Origin of the sequence: Defluviimonas sp. D31, from assembly GCF_033436765.1 — a bacterium.
Classification (GTDB): domain Bacteria; phylum Pseudomonadota; class Alphaproteobacteria; order Rhodobacterales; family Rhodobacteraceae; genus Albidovulum.
Genome location: NZ_JAWQFN010000004.1, coordinates 411,557 through 427,129 on the forward strand (window position 1 = coordinate 411,557; position 15,573 = coordinate 427,129).

Sequence of the window (15,573 nt, forward strand, 5' to 3'; positions counted from 1 at the left end):
CGCGACCCGGGCCGCGCTTGTCGCGCGGCCCGGGCTGCAAAAAGCCTGTCAGACGCGGCGACGCTTCGGCGGACGGCAGCCGTTGTGCGCGATCGGCGTCACATCACGGATCGAGGTGATGTTGAAGCCAACAGCCGCGAGCGCGCGAAGCGCCGATTCACGGCCCGAACCGGGACCCTGAACCTCGACCTCAAGGGTCTTGACGCCGTGCTCCTGCGCCTTCTTGCCGGCGTCTTCGGCGGCCATCTGGGCGGCATAGGGGGTCGACTTGCGCGAACCCTTGAAGCCCATCGTACCAGCCGAGGACCACGCGATCGCGTTGCCCTGGACGTCGGAAATCAGGATCTTGGTGTTATTGAACGAGGAATTCACATGAGCAACGCCCGAGGCGATGTTCTTGCGTTCCTTTTTCTTCATGCGGGTCTTGTCACGAGCCATGTCTCTGCCCTCCCCTTACTTCTTCTTGCCGGCAATGGCTTTTGCCGGGCCCTTGCGGGTGCGGGCGTTGGTGTGGGTCCGCTGACCGCGGACCGGCAGGTTGCGGCGGTGACGCAAGCCACGGTAGCAGCCGAGGTCCATCAGACGCTTGACGTTCATCTGGACTTCGCGGCGGAGGTCGCCCTCGACCGTGTAGTTGGCGTCGATATGCTCGCGGATCGCGAGCACTTCGGCGTCCGAAAGCTCGTTCACACGGCGGGTGGCTTCGATGTTGACGGCCTCACAGATCTTGTGGGCGATGTCGTTGCCGATGCCGTGGATGTACTGAAGGGCGATGGGGACGCGTTTCCCCGTCGGGATGTTGACGCCAGCGATACGTGCCACGCGTTCTTTCCTTTCGTTGCGGTTCCGTAGCGCCGGAACCTTTTTTCACAACACTGGCCCGAAGGTGCGACACCATCGGGCCGGCTCTTATCCGGATTGATTCGGTCGGGCCAAAACCCGGTAAATCAATGCGATTCTCAAACGAGACGCTGTGACCTAGTGGGTTTCCCCGCCGAGGTCAAGGCACCGGTCAACGATCCAGCACGGCAGCGATGGATTTCGCCACGTCCTCGATCGCCGCCAGCCCGTCGACGGTCGAAAGGTCGCCGGCATGGTAGTAGTAGCCGATGAGCGGCGAGGTCTTCTTGTAGTATTCCATCAGGCGCTGCCTGAGGCTCTCGGCATTGTCGTCGGCGCGGCGCTTGAGGTCGTTCGAGCCGCATTCGTCGCACGTCCCCTCGACCTTCGTCGGCTTGGTGGTGTCGTGATAGACCTCGCCGCAGGCGCCACAGGTGAAACGGCCGGAGATCCGCTCCACGAGGGCCGCGTCGTCCACCCGCATCTCGATCACCGCGTCGAGCGTTTCGCTCTTGCGGGCCAGCAGCGCCCCCAGTGCGTCTGCCTGCGCCAGCGTGCGCGGGAAACCGTCGAAGATGAAGCCGCCGGCCTTCGCGACATCGAGCTTTTCCTCGATCAGGCCGATGACGATCTCATCCGTCACGAGATCGCCGCGCGCCATGACATCGGCGACGATCTTGCCCATCTCGGTACCGGAGTCCTTGGCCTCGCGCAGCATGTCGCCGGTCGAGAGCTGGACCAGTCCGCGTTCCTCCACCAGACGGCGGGCCTGGGTTCCCTTGCCCGCCCCCGGCGGTCCGAGAAGGATGATATTCGTCATGCGTCCCCCTTTTGTCGCGGGCGGGGTTCAAAGCGAATCCGCCGTCGAGTCACCGCCCGCATACAATCGGATACCGAACGCCCCGGCAAGAGCCGGGGCGCATGTTAGCGACGCGCAGGCGCCTTCTTCGCGCCGCCCCGCTTCTTGCCGCGCAGCTGCGACTTCTCGATCAGGCCCTCGTACTGGTGGGCCAGGAGATGCGACTGGATCTGGTTGATCGTGTCCATCGTGACCGAGACCACGATCAGCACCGAAGTGCCGCCGAAATAGAACGGGATCGCCAGCTGCGAGCGCAGGACCTCGGGCATGAGGCAGACCGCGGCGAGATAGGCCGAGCCGACGACGAGGATGCGCGCCACCACATAGTCGAGGTAGTCGATCGTCTTCTGGCCCGGACGGATTCCGGGAATGAAGCCGCCTTGGTTCTTCAGGTTCTCGGCCACGTCGTCGGATTTGAACGAGACGTTGGCGGTGTAGAAATAGGCGAAGAAGACGATCATCGCCGTGAAGAACAGCAGATAAAGCGGCTGGCCGGGGCCGAAATAGGCCAGGATCGTCGACATGACCGGGCCGGTCTGCTCACCCGAGAAGGTCGAGATCGTGGTCGGCAGGAGCAGGAGCGACGAGGCGAAGATCGCCGGGATCACGCCTGCCGGGTTGACCTTGATCGGCAGATGCGAGGAGGACCCGTCATAGATCTTCATGCCCACCTGCCGGCGCGGATACTGGATGTGGATCTTTCTCAGCGCGCGTTCCATGAACACCACAAAGGCGATCACCGCGACGATCATCAGGATCACCCCGATGATTGCGGGCGCCGAGATCGCGCCGATCCGGCCCTGCTCGAAGAACTGGGCCAGCGCGCCCGGAACCTCGGCAATGATGCCGACGAAGATGATGAGCGAGATGCCGTTGCCGACGCCGCGGGCCGTGATCTGCTCACCGAGCCACATAAGGAACATGGTGCCGCCGACCAGCGTGATGACGCAGGCTGCCTGGAAGAAGAGACCGGGATCGTGGGCGAGGTTGCCCGCCTCGATGCTCTTGGCGAGTCCGAAGGCCTGGAACGTGGCAAGAAGGACCGTACCGTACCGGGTGTACTGGTTGATCTTCTTGCGGCCCTGCTCGCCTTCCTTCTTCAACTGCTCCAGCGCCGGCACCATGGCGGTCAGCAGCTGAACGATGATCGAGGCCGAGATGTAGGGCATGATGCCGAGCGCGAAGATCCCCATCCGCCCGAGCGCACCGCCGGTGAACATCTGCAGCATGCCGCCAATGCCCTGGCCCGCGCTCTGCATGAACTCCCGAAGCGCGACGGCGTCGATGCCGGGCACCGGGATATAGGTGCCGAGCCGGTAGACGATCAGCAGTCCGATGGTGAAGAAGATTCGTTGGCGAAGGTCGGTGGCCTTGCCGAGGGCCCCCCAACTCAGGTTCGCCGCCATTTGCTCTGCAGCAGATGCCATTCCGGTCTCTCTCATGTGAGAGCGCCGCCGAACCGTTTTCCGGTCGGCGGCGCTTGGAAAACTCGTGCCTATGTAAGCGCCGCGCGGGCTGCCCACAACACCTTATTCGGCCGCAGCCGCCGTCGCGACCGAAAGCGAACCGCCGGCCTTCTCGACCGCTTCGATCGCGGCCTTCGAGGCGCCGGTGACGGCGAGCTTCAGTTTGGCCTTGATCTCGCCCTTGGCGAGCACGCGGACGCCGTCGAGCTTGCGGCGCACGACGCCCGAAGCGACCAGCACGTCCTCGGTGATCTCGGCCTTGGCGTCGAGCTTGCCCGCGTCAACGAAGGCCTGGAGCTGGCCGAGGTTGACCACGGCGAAAGACTTGGCGTTCGGCTTGTTGAAGCCGCGCTTCGGCAGGCGCCGGTAAAGCGGCATCTGGCCGCCTTCATAGCCGCCGATGGCCACGCCCGAACGGGACTTCTGACCCTTGATACCGCGACCGGCGGTCTTGCCCTTGCCCGAGCCTGGGCCGCGTGCGACGCGCTTGGCCTTCTTGGCGGCGCCGGGATTGTCCCGGAGTTCATTCAGTTTCATGTCGCTTCTCCTTGGCCGGAAAAGCCCCGCCAGCGACGGATGGGGCCACACGGCATTTCTTGATTGGTGAATCGGATCCTGATGGACCACCGGGGGCGTATAGACGGGAAGGGGTCGCGATGCAAGCGCTGGACGCAGGACGGGCCCCCGCAAGCCACGGCGCCGCGGGTCCGATGACCACGCGGCGCCTTAGAAGTCAACAATTCCGGGTCGTTACGCTCACGCGCCCTTCGGCCAGACGAATTCCGGGCGCAGGCCCTCGTAGACCGGGCGACCGTCATCGGGCTTCGCGTAGCCCTTCGACTCGTCCCAGAACGCGTGATACGTCGCCTTCGGGAACTTCGCGTCGTCGTAGCCCATCACGTTCGGCACTGCGACGCGGATGCGCTTTTGCTTGTCGTCGAGCATCAGCACGGCGTTGCACTTCTCGCAAAGGCAAATCTCGAGGGGGCCGTTCGGGTTGTCGGCATTGAACGGCACGCGCTTCATCGCCGCCTCGTTGTCGGTCTTGATGTCGCCGTGGTTGAAGAACGCCACGTGGGTCGTGTGCTGGCCGGTGACCTTCTTGCAGACGTTGCAATGGCATTCGTGATTGTCGATCGGCTCGGCCGAAACACGCACGGGATGATGTTCACAGCCGCCGGAGTAATGTTGAGACATGGTTCCCCCCTGAGAATCGCTCTGGTGTGACGGATATGCTCCGCAACCACCGGAACGGTGCACCGTAGAAGGGCGCAAGTCTAGCACAGCACCGGGGTTTACGAGAAATCCTTCAGGAAAATCATCGGGTGCCGTCCCTCGCCGCCCCGAACGGAAACGCCCCGGACGAGCCGGGGCGTGTTTCTCCTGCGCCGGACGGGCAGCTCAGCGGTCGCGCTTCTGGTCTTCGCGCAGGTAGTCGGTCCAGTACGGGGCCGGCTCGGCAAGCGTAACCGCACTGAGGCGGCTGAGCGTTTCCCGGACGAGGCGGAGCGTGTCCGCGATCAGCCCGGGCGTTTGGGTAAGGGTAAGCATGCGAGTACTTTCTGTGGCCTGTTTGCGTTAGCGGCATGAATAGGCCGCCGACGCCGACACGGCTACAGACAATCCCGAAGGGCCGCATTGCGTCCGGTGCAATGCACGTCGCCAAACAAATTGGCTCAATCGGAAGCCCTGGCGGTGTGGGTTCAGCGTGTCGCAGATGGTGTCGTGGGATCGCACTGATGCGGGACATGTGTGTTGGTCCGCGGATAAGCCCGGCTTACGGAGTGCCGAAGCGCTCCAGGATCGCCTTCCGTTCGTCAAGGCTTCCGCCTGAAAGAATGTCAATAAAGTTATCTTCGTACCTCTCATTCGGAAGCTCGCCCTGAGGGTCGAACCACGGAATCCGGCTCTCGCTTCCATAGTGTCGCCTGGGGGGAAGCTCCTCCGGACGATCGAGGCATGCAATCGTGATGATCATCCAGTTCGACCATTCCGCGACAAGCGGTCGGTAAATGAGATATGTGCCGCAATCCTTGCAGAATCCTCGCTCCGCCACGGCCGACGACCGAAAGTACCGTGGCTTGCCGCGGATGATCCGGAACTCGGTTCTGGCAACAAAGGCGCCCGCAATTGCCGGCGCGCCGGCGGCTTTCTGACATGAACGGCAGTGGCAATAGTGCGGATCGTATGGTGGGGCGCTGATTTCATACCGTATGGCGCCGCAAAGGCAGCCGCCGGCGAATGGTGGCGTCGACGCCATGGCGATTTCCCTCCCGTGCCGATGATGCCGCCGATCTTACCCGATAATCCGAACCCCGGGTTCTGCTTCGGTGGACGTCAGGCGCGCGGTTTTTCGGCGTGCGTGCCGTTTTCAAGGGGCCGGTCGGGCCTCAGCCTATATTCCTCCAAGTGACAACCAACAAAAAACGCCCCGGTTTCCCGGGGCGTTTCGATCCTCTGCCGAGGATTTCGAGAGGTCAGCCGCGCTCTTCGACGATGGTCACGAGATGCGGGATCTTGTTGACCATGCCGCGCACCGAGGGCGTGTCCTCGAGCTCGCGGGTGCGGTTGATCTTGCCAAGGCCGAGCCCTTTGAGCGTCGCGGCCTGGACGGCGGGACGGCGGGCGGGCGAGGCGATCTGCTTCACGACGATGGTTTTCTTGGCCATGGTCCGGTCTCCTTACGCTTCGGCCGCTTCGGCGGCTTCCGGCTTCTTCAGGATGTCGCCGACCTTCTTGCCGCGACGCTGCGCGACCATACGGGGGCTGGCTTCCTGCTTCAGGCCGTCAATCGTGGCGCGGATCATGTTGTAGGGGTTCTGCGAACCGAGCGACTTGGCGACGACATCCGCGACGCCCAGCATCTCGAACACGGCGCGCATCGGGCCGCCGGCGATGATCCCGGTACCGGCCGGAGCCGTTCGCATCACAACCTTGCCGGCGCCGTGGCGGCCCTCGGTGTCGTGGTGGAGCGTGCGGCCGTCGCGCAGCGGCACGCGGATCAGCGAGCGCTTCGCCTGCTCGGTCGCCTTACGGATCGCTTCCGGCACTTCCTTGGCCTTGCCCTTGCCGAAGCCGACGCGGCCGCGCTGGTCTCCGACCACCACGAGTGCTGCGAACCCGAAGCGCTTGCCGCCCTTCACGGTCTTGGACACGCGGTTGATCGCGACGAGGCGATCGGCGAATTCAGGGGTTTCCTCGCGTTCGCGGCGGTCCCGGCGCTGTTCTCTTTCTGCCATGAGGCATTCCTTCCGTGGTGGCGCGCTCACGCGCCGCTTGTGCCAATCCTGGTGTCCAGGATCAGGTCCTGGGCCCGGATCATCGGGGTGGCGCGCCCGTAACGGAAGGCGCCACCCGCATCATCAGAACTTCAGGCCGCCTTCGCGGGCCGCGTCGGCGAGCGCCTTGATCTTCCCGTGGAACAGGAAGCCGCCACGATCGAAGTAGCAGGCTTCGACGCCGGCCTTCTTCGCACGTTCGGCAATCGCCGCGCCGATCTTCTTCGCCGCTTCGACGTTGTTCTTGCCGACGACACCCAGATCCTTCTCGAGGCTGGATGCCGAGGCGAGCGTCACGCCGTTGACGTCGTCGATCAGCTGAACGCTGATGTTCTTGGAGGAGCGATGAACCGAGAGGCGCGCGCGCCCATCGGCCATCTTGCGAAGCTTGTTCCGGACGCGCAGGCGGCGCTTGAGGAACAGTTCCCGTTTGCTGTTTGCCATCTCTGCGTTCCTTACTTCTTCTTGCCTTCCTTACGGAAGATGAACTCGTCCTTGTACTTGATGCCCTTGCCCTTGTAGGGCTCGGGAGCACGCCATTCGCGAATATTGGCCGCGACCTGGCCGACGAGCTGCGGGTCGATCCCCTCGACGACGATCTCGGTCTGCTTCGGGGTCGTCACGGTGACGCCCTTCGGGACCTCGAAGTTCACTTCGTGGCTGTAGCCGAGCGACAGTTTCAGGACATTGCCCTGCATCGCGGCCCGGTAGCCGACGCCGTTGATCTCGAGTTCCTTCTTGAAGCCCTTCGAGACGCCCTCGACGAGGTTCGCCACCATGGAGCGCGACATGCCCCACTGCTGGCGCGCCCGCTTCGAGGTGCCACGCGGCTTCACCGAGATTTCGCTGCCTTCGAGCGTGATCGTGACGTCGTCGGTCGCGGTGAACGAAAGCGTGCCCTTCGGGCCCTTCACGTCCACCTGCTGGCCCGACACCGTCGCGGTGACGCCGGCGGGGATGGATACGGGTTTCTTGCCGATACGAGACATCGAACCCTCCTCAGAACACGGTGCAGAGCACTTCGCCGCCAATATTGGCGCTCCGTGCGGCTGCATCCGACATCACGCCTTTCGGCGTGGAGACGATGGAGACACCCAGGCCCTGACGGACCGACGGGATGTCCTTGACGCCGGCATAGACCCGGCGGCCCGGCTTCGAGACGCGCTTGATCTCGCGGATCACCGGCGTGCCTTCGAAATACTTGAGGCTGATTTCCAGCTCCGGCATGCCATTGGCCGCCGTCACCTTCTCATAGCCGCGGATATAGCCCTCGTCCTTGAGCACGTCGAGAACCCAGGCGCGAAGCTTGGAGGCCGGCGAGCGGACGGTGGACTTGCCGCGCAGCTGCGCGTTGCGGATGCGGGTCAGCATATCGCCGAGAGGATCGTTCATCATCATGATCTGACCTCCTTACCAGCTCGACTTCACCATGCCCGGGATCTGGCCCATCGAGGCGAGATCGCGCAGCATGATGCGGCTGAGCTTGAGTTTGCGGTAATAGGCGTGCGGACGGCCCGTCAGCTGGCAGCGGTTGTGGATCCGCGTGGCCGAGGAGTTGCGCGGCAGCTTCGCCAGTTTCATCGAGGCCTTGAAGCGCTCTTCCATCGGCTTCGACTGGTCTTCGATGATCGCCTTCAGTGCGGCGCGCCGGTCAGCATACTGCTGCACGAGCTTGGCGCGCTTCACTTCACGGTTCACCATGGATTTCTTCGCCATATCGTCGTTCCTCCGCGATCAGCTGGTGAAGGGCATGTTGAATTGCTTCAACAGCGCCTTCGCTTCCGCGTCAGTCTTCGCGGTGGTGCAGATGATGATGTCCATGCCGAGAACCTCGTCGACCTTGTCGAAGTCGATCTCGGGGAACACGATGTGCTCCTTCAGGCCCATCGCGTAGTTGCCACGGCCATCGAACGAGCTGCCCTTGACGCCGCGGAAGTCGCGGACGCGCGGCAGCGCGATCGTGATCAGGCGGTCGAGGAATTCGTACATCCGGTCGCCGCGCAGCGTGACCTTGACGCCGAGCGGCATCTCTTCACGGACGCGGAAGCCGGCGATCGACTTCTTGGCCTTGGTGATGACGGCCTTCTGGCCGGCGATGAGCGAGAGCTCGTCGGCCGCGCCCTTGACCTTCTTGGTGTCCTTCACGGCCTCGCCGACGCCCATGTTCAGGACGATCTTGTCGAGCCGCGGGATCTGCATGTCGTTCTTGTAGGAGAATTCCTCCTTCAGAGCGGCACGGAACTGGTCCTTGTAGGCGGCCTTGAGGCGCGGGGTGTAGTTGGCTGCGTCGAGCATCAGATCACGTCCCCCGTGGTCTTGGCGAAACGGACCTTCTTGTCGCCTTCCATGCGGAAGCCGACGCGGGTCGCTTTGCCGTTCTTGTCCATCAGCGAAAGGTTCGACAGGTCGACCGGCATCGCCTTCGGCTGGCGGCCGCCCTGGCTCTGCTGGGTCTGGCGCTGGTGGCGGATGGCGATGTTGATGCCCTCGACCACGGCCTTGTTGGCCTTGGGGTCAACGGACTGGATTTCGCCCTGCTTGCCCTTGTCCTTGCCGGCAAGGACGACGACGGTGTCGCCTTTTTTGAGTTTCGCAGCCATCAGAGCACCTCCGGAGCCAGCGAGATGATCTTCATGAAGTTCTTGGCGCGCAGCTCGCGCACGACCGGCCCGAAGATACGGGTGCCGACCGGTTCGCCCTGGTTGTTCAGGATGACGGCGGCGTTGCGGTCGAAGCGGATCGACGTGCCGTCTTCGCGACGGACTTCCTTGGCGGTGCGCACGACGACGGCCTTGCGGACGTCACCTTTCTTCACGCGGCCGCGCGGGATGGCTTCCTTGACCGACACCACGATGATGTCGCCGACGCTGGCGTAGCGGCGGTGGGAACCACCCAGGACCTTGATGCACTGAACCCGGCGCGCGCCGGAGTTGTCAGCGACATCCAGATTGGTCTGCATCTGGATCATTTGGTTTCTCCCGACCTTTGGGGTTTGCTCCGGTCGTCCGGACCCCCAGGGTTTCGTTCAGAAGGAGGACGTGGGGTTAGGCCTCAGGCCTCCGTCACGACCGTCCAACGCTTGGTCTTCGAGATCGGCGCGCACTCTTCGATACGAACAGTGTCACCAACCTTGAACTGGTTCAGCGCGTCATGGGCGCGGTATTTCTTCGACTTCCGCACGGTCTTGTGCAGCAGCGGGTGCTTGAAGCGACGCTCGACGAGGACGGTGATCGTCTGCTCGTTCTTGTCCGAGGTCACGGTGCCTTGCAGGATACGTTTGGGCATGTCTCGTTTCCTCAGTTCGCCGCCGCTTCAGCGGCTTTCTGGTTCAGGACCGTCTTGATGCGGGCGACGTCGCGGCGGACGGCGCGCATGCGGGCGGTGTTTTCGAGCTGGCCGGTGGCCTGCTGGAAGCGGAGGTTGAAGGCCTCCTTCTTGAGCGCGACAAGCTCGTCACGGAGCTGGTCGGGCGTCTTCGCGTTCAGTTCCTGGGCGTTCATTTCGCCGATCTTCCTTTCAACATCACCGGAAGGCCCTTGCGGGTGACCTGAGGCCCGGTGGAGTCAATGATGGACCCACGAATCCGGACGCCCGGAATCGCAGGATGCGTTCCTATAAGGGAGGGGACGGCGAGGGGCAAGGGAAAGTTTGAGCGGCGCTGCGCGACAGCTATAACGCGCGCCTCTCCATGCAAAGTCTTGCGTATTTGCCCTGTTCTACGGTCAGATTCCGTTCCTTGCGAAGATAGCCAACAATTAGTTTGGGTGCATCGGGGTGTCCGACGTGACTCCCCCCGTGCAACGCCTCTCACTTTAGACCCGTTTCCTCCTCCAGTTTGAGGTAGACTGCGCTCCAACCAGGAGACAGACAATGAAGCGATCAAGGTTCAGCGAAGAGCAGATCATCGGGATGCTGAAGGAGCAGAAAGCCGGTATGTCGCCGCACTCAGGTCAAAGCACACATTGCTCTAGAATAGCCTCTCCGAGAGAACCCGGAGAATATTCAGCGAAGGCTAGTGCAAAAACAATAGGGCGGGGTGAACCCCGCCCTATTCGTTCATTCTAAGACTTTCGGTCTTACCAGTCTTCGCGCACGACGACGCGGGTCTTGACCGGGAGCTTCATCGAGCCGAGGCGGAGCGCCTCGCGGGCGATGGTCTCGTTCACGCCGTCGATCTCGAACATGATCCGGCCCGGCTTGACCTTGGCCGCCCAGAAATCGACGGAGCCCTTGCCCTTACCCATCCGGACTTCCGTCGGCTTCGACGAAACCGGGGTGTCCGGGAAGACGCGGATCCAGACCCGGCCCTGACGCTTCATGTGGCGGGTGATCGCGCGGCGGGCCGCTTCGATCTGCCGCGCGGTGATGCGCTCGGGCTCGGTTGCCTTGAGGCCGAAGCCGCCGAAGTTCAGTTCAAAACCGCCCTTGGCTTCGCCGTGGATCCGGCCCTTGTGCTGTTTGCGGAACTTTGTCCGTTTCGGTTGCAGCATCTTTTCTACTCCTTACCGGGCGTCGCGGCGCGGGCCGCGCGGAGCCGGGCCTTCCTGGGCCTCTCCCGCCTTGCGGTCGTGGGCCTGGGGGTCATGCTCCATGATCTCGCCTTTGAAGATCCAGACCTTCACGCCGATGATCCCGTAGGGGGTCGTCGCTTCGGCCAGAGCATAGTCGATGTCGGCGCGCAGCGTGTGCAGCGGAACGCGACCCTCGCGGTACCATTCGGTCCGGGCGATCTCGGCGCCGCCGAGACGGCCGGCGACGTTCACGCGGATCCCGAGCGCGCCCATGCGCATCGAGTTCTGCACGCCACGCTTCATCGCGCGGCGGAACGAGACCCGGCGCTCGAGCTGCTGGGCGATCGACTCGGCCACCAGCATGGCGTCCAGTTCCGGCTTGCGGACCTCGACGATGTTGAGGTGCAGCTCGCTGTCGGTGAAGTTCGCCAGCTTCTTGCGCAGCGTCTCGATGTCCGCGCCCTTCTTGCCGATGATGACACCGGGACGGGCGGTATGGATCGTGACGCGGCACTTCTTGTGCGGACGCTCGATGATGACCTTCGAGACGCCGGCCTGCTTGCACTCCGCATGGATGAAGTCGCGCATCTTGAGGTCTTCAAGAAGCAGGTTGCCGTAGTCTTTCTTGTCGGCGTACCAGCGGCTGTCCCAGGTGCGGTTGACCTGGAGGCGCATGCCAATCGGATTGACCTTCTGACCCATTACGCTTGCTCCTCGACTTGCCGCACCTTGATGGTCAGCTCGCTGAACGGTTTCATGATCTTGCCGAACCGACCCCGGGCACGCGGGCGGCCGCGCTTGAGGGTGATGTTCTTGCCGACATAGGCTTCGGCGACGACGAGACCGTCGACGTCGAGCCCGTGGTTGTTCTCGGCGTTCGCGATTGCCGACTGCAGGCACTTGCGCACGTCCTCGGCGATCCGCTTCTTGGAGAAGGTCAGGTCGGCGAGCGCCTTCTCGACCTTCTTGCCGCGGATCATCGCGGCGACGAGGTTCAGCTTCTGCGGCGAGGTGCGAAGCATCTTGGACTTGGCCATCGCTTCGTTGTCGGCCACGCGGCGCGGATTCTTTTCCTTGCTCATGGCTTACTTCCTCTTGGCTTTCTTGTCGGCGGCGTGACCGTAGTAGGTCCGCGTCGGCGAGTATTCACCGAACTTCTGGCCGATCATCTCCTCGGTCACGTTGACCGGGATGTGCTTGTGACCGTTGTAGACCCCGAAGGTGAGGCCGACGAACTGCGGCAGGATGGTGGAGCGGCGCGACCAGATCTTGATCACTTCCGACTTGCCCGAGGCTTGCGCCTTTTCCGCCTTCTTCAGAAGGTAGGAATCGACGAAGGGGCCTTTCCAGATAGAACGAGCCATGGATTAACGCCCTTTCTTCGTGTGGCGCGACCGGACGATGTACTTGTCCGTCTTCTTGTTCGACCGGGTGCGGTTGCCCTTGGTGCCCTTGCCCCACGGGGTAACCGGGTGACGGCCACCGGAGGTCCGGCCTTCACCGCCGCCGTGCGGGTGGTCGATCGGGTTCATCGCGACGCCGCGGACGGTCGGGCGGATGCCCATGTGCCGCTTGCGGCCGGCTTTCCCGAGGTTCTGGTTCGAGTGGTCGGCGTTCGACACCGCGCCGACGGTCGCCATGCATTCCTGGCGGACCATGCGCAATTCGCCCGAGGAGAGGCGGATCTGGGCGTAGCCGCCGTCACGGCCGACGAACTGGGCATAGGTGCCCGCGGCGCGCGCGATCTGGCCGCCCTTGCCGGGCTTCATCTCGACGTTGTGGACGATCGTTCCGATCGGCATGCCGGAGAACGGCATCGCGTTACCGGGCTTTACGTCGGTCTTGGCGCCGGCGATGACCTGGTCGCCCACAGCCAGGCGCTGGGGGGCGAGGATGTAGGCCTGCTCGCCGTCCTGGTAGCGGACCAGCGCGATGAAGGCGGTGCGGTTCGGGTCGTATTCGATCCGTTCCACGGTCGCCGGGACGTCGAACTTGCGACGCTTGAAATCAACGATGCGGTAGAGGCGCTTCGCGCCGCCGCCCTTGTGCCATGAGGTGACACGTCCGGTGTTGTTCCGGCCGCCCGTCTTGGTCAGACCCTCGGTGAGGGCCTTGACCGGGCGACCTTTCCAAAGCTCCGAACGGTCGATCAGAACCAGCCCACGCTGGCCCGGCGTCGTCGGTTTATACGACTTGAGTGCCATGCTCTCTGTCTTCCGTAGCTTTGGACCTGTCGGTCCGTTGGGTGTAGGGCCCCGAAGGTCCCCGGTTTAGAAACTCGAGCGGCCCCGGAACCCGGGGCCGCGAGATTCGGCGCCTTCTATCAGAGCCCCGAAGAGACGTCGATAGTGTTCCCCTCTTCGAGGGTCACATAGGCCTTCTTCACGTCGCTCCGCACGCCGGGCTGGCCGCGGAACCGCTTGGTCTTGCCCTTGGTGACGGTGGTGTTGACCGCCTTCACCTTCACGCCGAAGACCGCTTCGACCGCTTCCTTGATCTGCGGCTTGGTCGCATCCTTGGCCACCTGGAAGACGACCGCGCCGGCCTCGGAGGCCATGGTCGCCTTTTCGGTGATCAGCGGCTTCACGATCACGTCGTAGTGTTCAGCTTTCGCGCTCATTTCAGGCGAGCCTCCAGAGCTTCGACACCCGCCTTCGTGAGCACGAGCGTGTCACGCTTGAGGATGTCATAGACATTGGCGCCCATCGAGGGCAGCACATCGATGCCCTGGATGTTCGCGGCGGCGCGGGCGAAGTTCGCATCCACCTCGGCGCCGTCGATGATCAGGACGCGCTTCCAGCCGAGTTCCTTCGCCGCCTTGGCGAGGACTGCGGTCTTGGCTTCCTTCATGTCGAGCGAGTCGAGGATGATGAGCTGGCCAGCCCCGGCCTTCGCCGACAGCGCGTGCTTCAGACCGAGCGCCCGGAACTTCTTCGGGAGGTCATGGGCGTGGCTGCGCGGGGTCGGGCCCTTGTAGGTGCCGCCGTGACGGAAGGTCGGCGCCTTGCGGGAACCGTGGCGAGCGCCGCCGGTGCCCTTCTGGCGGTAGATCTTCTTGGTCGAGTACGACACATCCGACTTGCCGAGGACCGAGTGGGTCCCGGCTTGCGCCTTCGCGCGCTGCCAGCGCACGACGCGGTGCAGGATGTCGGCGCGCGGCTCGAGCCCGAAGATCTCGTCGGAGAGATCGATCGAGCCAGCCTTGCCGGCGTCGAGCTTGATCACATCGAGTTTCATTCTTTCTCTCCTTCGGGCGCGGCATCCGGGGTGTCGCTCGACTCGGCGTCGCCGGCCTTCTCGGCCTTGATCGCCTCTTCGGCGGCCTTCAGCGCGGCTTCCTGTGCGGCGGCTTCGGCTTCGGCCGCGGCGAGACGCGCGGCTTCTTCCTCGGCGGCAGCGGCGGCAGCGGCCTCTTCAGCGGCCTTGCGGGCAGCGTCGGCGGCGGAGCGCAGTGCGGCGGGCAGGATGACGTTCTCGGGCAGCGGCTTCTTCACCGCGTCCTTGATCGTAACCCAGCCACCTTTCGAGCCCGGAACCGAGCCTTTGACCATGATCAGGCCACGGTCGCTGTCGGTGCGCACGACCTGCAGGTTCTGCGTGGTCACGCGAACGGCGCCGAGATGGCCGGCCATCTTCTTGCCCTTGAACACCTTGCCGGGGTCCTGGCACTGACCGGTGGAGCCGTGCGAGCGGTGCGAGATCGACACGCCGTGCGAGGCGCGCAGACCGCCGAAGTTGTGACGCTTCATCGCACCGGCGAAGCCCTTACCGATCGAGGTGCCGGCGATGTCGACGAACTGACCCTCGAAATAATGGTCGGCGGTGATTTCCTCGCCCACTTCGATCAGGTTTTCGGGCGACACCCGGAACTCCGCGACCTTGCGCTTCGGTTCCACCCTCGCCTTGGCGAAGTGGCCCCGCATCGCGGCCGTGGTGCGCTTGGCCTTGGCGGTGCCGGCACCGAGCTGGACGGCCGAATAGCCATCCTTTTCGGCCGTGCGCTGCGCCACGACCTGCAGGTTGTCGAGTTGGAGAACGGTGACCGGAACCTGGCGGCCGTCCTCGAGGAAGAGCCGGGTCATGCCCAGCTTCTTTGCGATCACTCCAGAGCGCAACATGGTCGGTGCCCCCCTCAGACCTTGATTTCGACGTCGACGCCGGCAGCGAGGTCGAGCTTCATCAGCGCGTCCACGGTCTGCGGGGTCGGATCGACGATGTCGAGAAGCCGCTTGTGCGTGCGGATCTCCCACTGGTCGCGCGACTTCTTGTCGATGTGCGGACCACGGAGAACCGTGAATTTCTCGATCTTGTTCGGCAGCGGAATCGGTCCGCGGACCTGGGCACCGGTGCGCTTGGCCGTGTTGACGATTTCCTGGGTGCTGGCGTCCAGCACGCGGTAATCGAAGGCCTTGAGCCTGATGCGGATATTTTGACCAGTCATTGTCTTGCCTCTTGCGGGGGCTACTGATTGAGAGGCAGACCGGGCCTCATGCCCGGCCTGCGTCGAACCAGGGTCTTACTTGATGATCTTCGAGACGACGCCGGCGCCGACGGTGCGGCCGCCCTCGCGGATGGCGAAGCGGAGCTTCTCTTCCATCGCGATCGGGGCGATCAGCTCG

General features: G+C 63.7%; 29 protein-coding genes. All 29 read right to left on the reverse strand.

What is annotated here, in order from left to right:
• Positions 1-48: 48 nt before the first annotated feature.
• Positions 49-438, reverse strand: a complete 390-nt coding sequence (rpsK, locus tag R5H32_RS10470; protein ID WP_318338623.1) for a 30S ribosomal protein S11 — start codon at positions 436-438, stop codon at positions 49-51.
• Between the two features lie 15 nt (positions 439-453).
• A complete protein-coding gene (gene rpsM, locus R5H32_RS10475) occupies positions 454-822 on the reverse strand; it encodes a 30S ribosomal protein S13 (protein WP_318338624.1) in 369 nt (122 codons plus the stop codon).
• Positions 823-1,012: 190 nt separating this feature from the next.
• Complete coding sequence (locus tag R5H32_RS10480) at positions 1,013-1,660, reverse strand: adenylate kinase (protein WP_318338625.1); 648 nt, start codon at positions 1,658-1,660, stop codon at positions 1,013-1,015.
• Positions 1,661-1,764: 104 nt separating this feature from the next.
• The gene (secY, locus tag R5H32_RS10485; protein WP_318338626.1) at positions 1,765-3,126 is read right to left on the reverse strand and encodes a preprotein translocase subunit SecY; all 1,362 of its coding nucleotides are present in this window, start codon (positions 3,124-3,126) and stop codon (positions 1,765-1,767) included.
• Positions 3,127-3,228: 102 nt separating this feature from the next.
• The gene (rplO, locus tag R5H32_RS10490) at positions 3,229-3,702 is read right to left on the reverse strand and encodes a 50S ribosomal protein L15 (RefSeq protein ID WP_318338627.1); all 474 of its coding nucleotides are present in this window, start codon (positions 3,700-3,702) and stop codon (positions 3,229-3,231) included.
• A 219-nt stretch (positions 3,703-3,921) separates the two neighbouring features.
• Positions 3,922-4,362 (reverse strand): GFA family protein, encoded by a 441-nt coding sequence (locus tag R5H32_RS10495; RefSeq protein WP_318338628.1) that lies wholly within the window; start codon positions 4,360-4,362, stop codon positions 3,922-3,924.
• 204 nt (positions 4,363-4,566) lie between these two features.
• Positions 4,567-4,716 (reverse strand): hypothetical protein, encoded by a 150-nt coding sequence (locus R5H32_RS10500; RefSeq protein WP_318338629.1) that lies wholly within the window; start codon positions 4,714-4,716, stop codon positions 4,567-4,569.
• A 226-nt stretch (positions 4,717-4,942) separates the two neighbouring features.
• Positions 4,943-5,425, reverse strand: coding sequence for a GFA family protein (locus R5H32_RS10505; RefSeq protein WP_318338630.1), 483 nt, complete (start codon positions 5,423-5,425; stop codon positions 4,943-4,945).
• 217 nt (positions 5,426-5,642) lie between these two features.
• Complete coding sequence (gene rpmD / locus R5H32_RS10510) at positions 5,643-5,834, reverse strand: 50S ribosomal protein L30 (protein WP_263335700.1); 192 nt, start codon at positions 5,832-5,834, stop codon at positions 5,643-5,645.
• Positions 5,835-5,846: 12 nt separating this feature from the next.
• Entirely contained in the window at positions 5,847-6,404 is a 558-nt protein-coding gene (gene rpsE / locus R5H32_RS10515) for a 30S ribosomal protein S5 (protein WP_318338631.1), read from the reverse strand.
• A 123-nt stretch (positions 6,405-6,527) separates the two neighbouring features.
• Entirely contained in the window at positions 6,528-6,887 is a 360-nt protein-coding gene (rplR, locus tag R5H32_RS10520; protein WP_263335704.1) for a 50S ribosomal protein L18, read from the reverse strand.
• 11 nt (positions 6,888-6,898) lie between these two features.
• Positions 6,899-7,432, reverse strand: a complete 534-nt coding sequence (gene rplF / locus R5H32_RS10525; RefSeq protein WP_318338632.1) for a 50S ribosomal protein L6 — start codon at positions 7,430-7,432, stop codon at positions 6,899-6,901.
• A gap of 10 nt (positions 7,433-7,442) precedes the next feature.
• On the reverse strand, positions 7,443-7,841 hold the full coding sequence (rpsH, locus tag R5H32_RS10530; RefSeq protein ID WP_318338633.1) for a 30S ribosomal protein S8: 399 nt from the start codon (positions 7,839-7,841) through the stop codon (positions 7,443-7,445).
• A 12-nt stretch (positions 7,842-7,853) separates the two neighbouring features.
• The gene (gene rpsN, locus R5H32_RS10535) at positions 7,854-8,159 is read right to left on the reverse strand and encodes a 30S ribosomal protein S14 (protein WP_318338634.1); all 306 of its coding nucleotides are present in this window, start codon (positions 8,157-8,159) and stop codon (positions 7,854-7,856) included.
• A gap of 18 nt (positions 8,160-8,177) precedes the next feature.
• A complete protein-coding gene (rplE, locus tag R5H32_RS10540) occupies positions 8,178-8,738 on the reverse strand; it encodes a 50S ribosomal protein L5 (protein ID WP_318338635.1) in 561 nt (186 codons plus the stop codon).
• Complete coding sequence (rplX, locus tag R5H32_RS10545; RefSeq protein ID WP_318338636.1) at positions 8,738-9,043, reverse strand: 50S ribosomal protein L24; 306 nt, start codon at positions 9,041-9,043, stop codon at positions 8,738-8,740. The genes rplE and rplX overlap by 1 nt, the downstream gene beginning before the upstream one ends.
• Positions 9,043-9,411, reverse strand: coding sequence for a 50S ribosomal protein L14 (rplN, locus tag R5H32_RS10550; RefSeq protein WP_035714274.1), 369 nt, complete (start codon positions 9,409-9,411; stop codon positions 9,043-9,045). The genes rplX and rplN overlap by 1 nt, the downstream gene beginning before the upstream one ends.
• Before the next feature lie 83 nt (positions 9,412-9,494).
• A complete protein-coding gene (rpsQ, locus tag R5H32_RS10555; RefSeq protein ID WP_318338637.1) occupies positions 9,495-9,728 on the reverse strand; it encodes a 30S ribosomal protein S17 in 234 nt (77 codons plus the stop codon).
• A gap of 11 nt (positions 9,729-9,739) precedes the next feature.
• On the reverse strand, positions 9,740-9,943 hold the full coding sequence (gene rpmC / locus R5H32_RS10560) for a 50S ribosomal protein L29 (protein ID WP_263335720.1): 204 nt from the start codon (positions 9,941-9,943) through the stop codon (positions 9,740-9,742).
• Between the two features lie 576 nt (positions 9,944-10,519).
• Positions 10,520-10,933, reverse strand: a complete 414-nt coding sequence (rplP, locus tag R5H32_RS10565) for a 50S ribosomal protein L16 (RefSeq protein WP_263335723.1) — start codon at positions 10,931-10,933, stop codon at positions 10,520-10,522.
• A 12-nt stretch (positions 10,934-10,945) separates the two neighbouring features.
• Positions 10,946-11,656, reverse strand: coding sequence for a 30S ribosomal protein S3 (gene rpsC / locus R5H32_RS10570; RefSeq protein ID WP_263335725.1), 711 nt, complete (start codon positions 11,654-11,656; stop codon positions 10,946-10,948).
• On the reverse strand, positions 11,656-12,036 hold the full coding sequence (rplV, locus tag R5H32_RS10575; protein ID WP_263335727.1) for a 50S ribosomal protein L22: 381 nt from the start codon (positions 12,034-12,036) through the stop codon (positions 11,656-11,658). The genes rpsC and rplV overlap by 1 nt, the downstream gene beginning before the upstream one ends.
• A gap of 3 nt (positions 12,037-12,039) precedes the next feature.
• Positions 12,040-12,318 (reverse strand): 30S ribosomal protein S19, encoded by a 279-nt coding sequence (gene rpsS / locus R5H32_RS10580; protein ID WP_318338638.1) that lies wholly within the window; start codon positions 12,316-12,318, stop codon positions 12,040-12,042.
• Positions 12,319-12,321: 3 nt separating this feature from the next.
• Positions 12,322-13,158: a 50S ribosomal protein L2 gene (gene rplB / locus R5H32_RS10585; RefSeq protein ID WP_318338639.1), complete on the reverse strand. Its 837-nt coding sequence runs from the start codon at positions 13,156-13,158 to the stop codon at positions 12,322-12,324.
• 119 nt (positions 13,159-13,277) lie between these two features.
• Entirely contained in the window at positions 13,278-13,574 is a 297-nt protein-coding gene (locus R5H32_RS10590) for a 50S ribosomal protein L23 (RefSeq protein WP_263335738.1), read from the reverse strand.
• Positions 13,571-14,191 (reverse strand): 50S ribosomal protein L4, encoded by a 621-nt coding sequence (rplD, locus tag R5H32_RS10595; protein ID WP_318338640.1) that lies wholly within the window; start codon positions 14,189-14,191, stop codon positions 13,571-13,573. The genes R5H32_RS10590 and rplD overlap by 4 nt, the downstream gene beginning before the upstream one ends.
• Positions 14,188-15,072 (reverse strand): 50S ribosomal protein L3, encoded by an 885-nt coding sequence (gene rplC, locus R5H32_RS10600; RefSeq protein ID WP_318338641.1) that lies wholly within the window; start codon positions 15,070-15,072, stop codon positions 14,188-14,190. Before rplC ends, rplD begins: the two co-directional genes overlap by 4 nt.
• 14 nt (positions 15,073-15,086) lie before the next feature.
• Complete coding sequence (gene rpsJ / locus R5H32_RS10605) at positions 15,087-15,395, reverse strand: 30S ribosomal protein S10 (protein ID WP_036639457.1); 309 nt, start codon at positions 15,393-15,395, stop codon at positions 15,087-15,089.
• Between the two features lie 75 nt (positions 15,396-15,470).
• Positions 15,471-15,573, reverse strand: a 103-nt coding sequence (locus R5H32_RS10610; protein WP_256481230.1) for a hypothetical protein, incomplete at its 5' end; no start/stop codon positions are given.

Coding starts and splice junctions, on each gene's coding strand:
- rpsK (WP_318338623.1), bottom strand. CDS start 438: ATGGCTCGTGACAAGACCCGCATGAAGAAAAAGGAACGCAAGAACATC.
- rplV (WP_263335727.1), bottom strand. CDS start 12,036: ATGAGCAAGGAAAAGAATCCGCGCCGCGTGGCCGACAACGAAGCGATG.
- rplD (WP_318338640.1), bottom strand. CDS start 14,191: ATGAAACTCGATGTGATCAAGCTCGACGCCGGCAAGGCTGGCTCGATC.
- rplR (WP_263335704.1), bottom strand. CDS start 6,887: ATGGCAAACAGCAAACGGGAACTGTTCCTCAAGCGCCGCCTGCGCGTC.
- rpsQ (WP_318338637.1), bottom strand. CDS start 9,728: ATGCCCAAACGTATCCTGCAAGGCACCGTGACCTCGGACAAGAACGAG.
- secY (WP_318338626.1), bottom strand. CDS start 3,126: ATGGCATCTGCTGCAGAGCAAATGGCGGCGAACCTGAGTTGGGGGGCC.
- rplP (WP_263335723.1), bottom strand. CDS start 10,933: ATGCTGCAACCGAAACGGACAAAGTTCCGCAAACAGCACAAGGGCCGG.
- rplB (WP_318338639.1), bottom strand. CDS start 13,158: ATGGCACTCAAGTCGTATAAACCGACGACGCCGGGCCAGCGTGGGCTG.
- rpmD (WP_263335700.1), bottom strand. CDS start 5,834: ATGGCCAAGAAAACCATCGTCGTGAAGCAGATCGCCTCGCCCGCCCGC.
- rpsN (WP_318338634.1), bottom strand. CDS start 8,159: ATGGCGAAGAAATCCATGGTGAACCGTGAAGTGAAGCGCGCCAAGCTC.
- R5H32_RS10480 (WP_318338625.1), bottom strand. CDS start 1,660: ATGACGAATATCATCCTTCTCGGACCGCCGGGGGCGGGCAAGGGAACC.
- R5H32_RS10590 (WP_263335738.1), bottom strand. CDS start 13,574: ATGAGCGCGAAAGCTGAACACTACGACGTGATCGTGAAGCCGCTGATC.
- rplN (WP_035714274.1), bottom strand. CDS start 9,411: ATGATCCAGATGCAGACCAATCTGGATGTCGCTGACAACTCCGGCGCG.
- R5H32_RS10500 (WP_318338629.1), bottom strand. CDS start 4,716: ATGCTTACCCTTACCCAAACGCCCGGGCTGATCGCGGACACGCTCCGC.
- rpmC (WP_263335720.1), bottom strand. CDS start 9,943: ATGAACGCCCAGGAACTGAACGCGAAGACGCCCGACCAGCTCCGTGAC.
- rplF (WP_318338632.1), bottom strand. CDS start 7,432: ATGTCTCGTATCGGCAAGAAACCCGTATCCATCCCCGCCGGCGTCACC.
- rpsH (WP_318338633.1), bottom strand. CDS start 7,841: ATGATGATGAACGATCCTCTCGGCGATATGCTGACCCGCATCCGCAAC.
- rpsC (WP_263335725.1), bottom strand. CDS start 11,656: ATGGGTCAGAAGGTCAATCCGATTGGCATGCGCCTCCAGGTCAACCGC.
- rplE (WP_318338635.1), bottom strand. CDS start 8,738: ATGCTCGACGCAGCCAACTACACCCCGCGCCTCAAGGCCGCCTACAAG.
- rplX (WP_318338636.1), bottom strand. CDS start 9,043: ATGGCTGCGAAACTCAAAAAAGGCGACACCGTCGTCGTCCTTGCCGGC.
- rpsJ (WP_036639457.1), bottom strand. CDS start 15,395: ATGACTGGTCAAAATATCCGCATCAGGCTCAAGGCCTTCGATTACCGC.
- rplC (WP_318338641.1), bottom strand. CDS start 15,072: ATGTTGCGCTCTGGAGTGATCGCAAAGAAGCTGGGCATGACCCGGCTC.
- R5H32_RS10505 (WP_318338630.1), bottom strand. CDS start 5,425: ATGGCGTCGACGCCACCATTCGCCGGCGGCTGCCTTTGCGGCGCCATA.
- rpsS (WP_318338638.1), bottom strand. CDS start 12,318: ATGGCTCGTTCTATCTGGAAAGGCCCCTTCGTCGATTCCTACCTTCTG.
- rplO (WP_318338627.1), bottom strand. CDS start 3,702: ATGAAACTGAATGAACTCCGGGACAATCCCGGCGCCGCCAAGAAGGCC.
- rpsE (WP_318338631.1), bottom strand. CDS start 6,404: ATGGCAGAAAGAGAACAGCGCCGGGACCGCCGCGAACGCGAGGAAACC.
- R5H32_RS10495 (WP_318338628.1), bottom strand. CDS start 4,362: ATGTCTCAACATTACTCCGGCGGCTGTGAACATCATCCCGTGCGTGTT.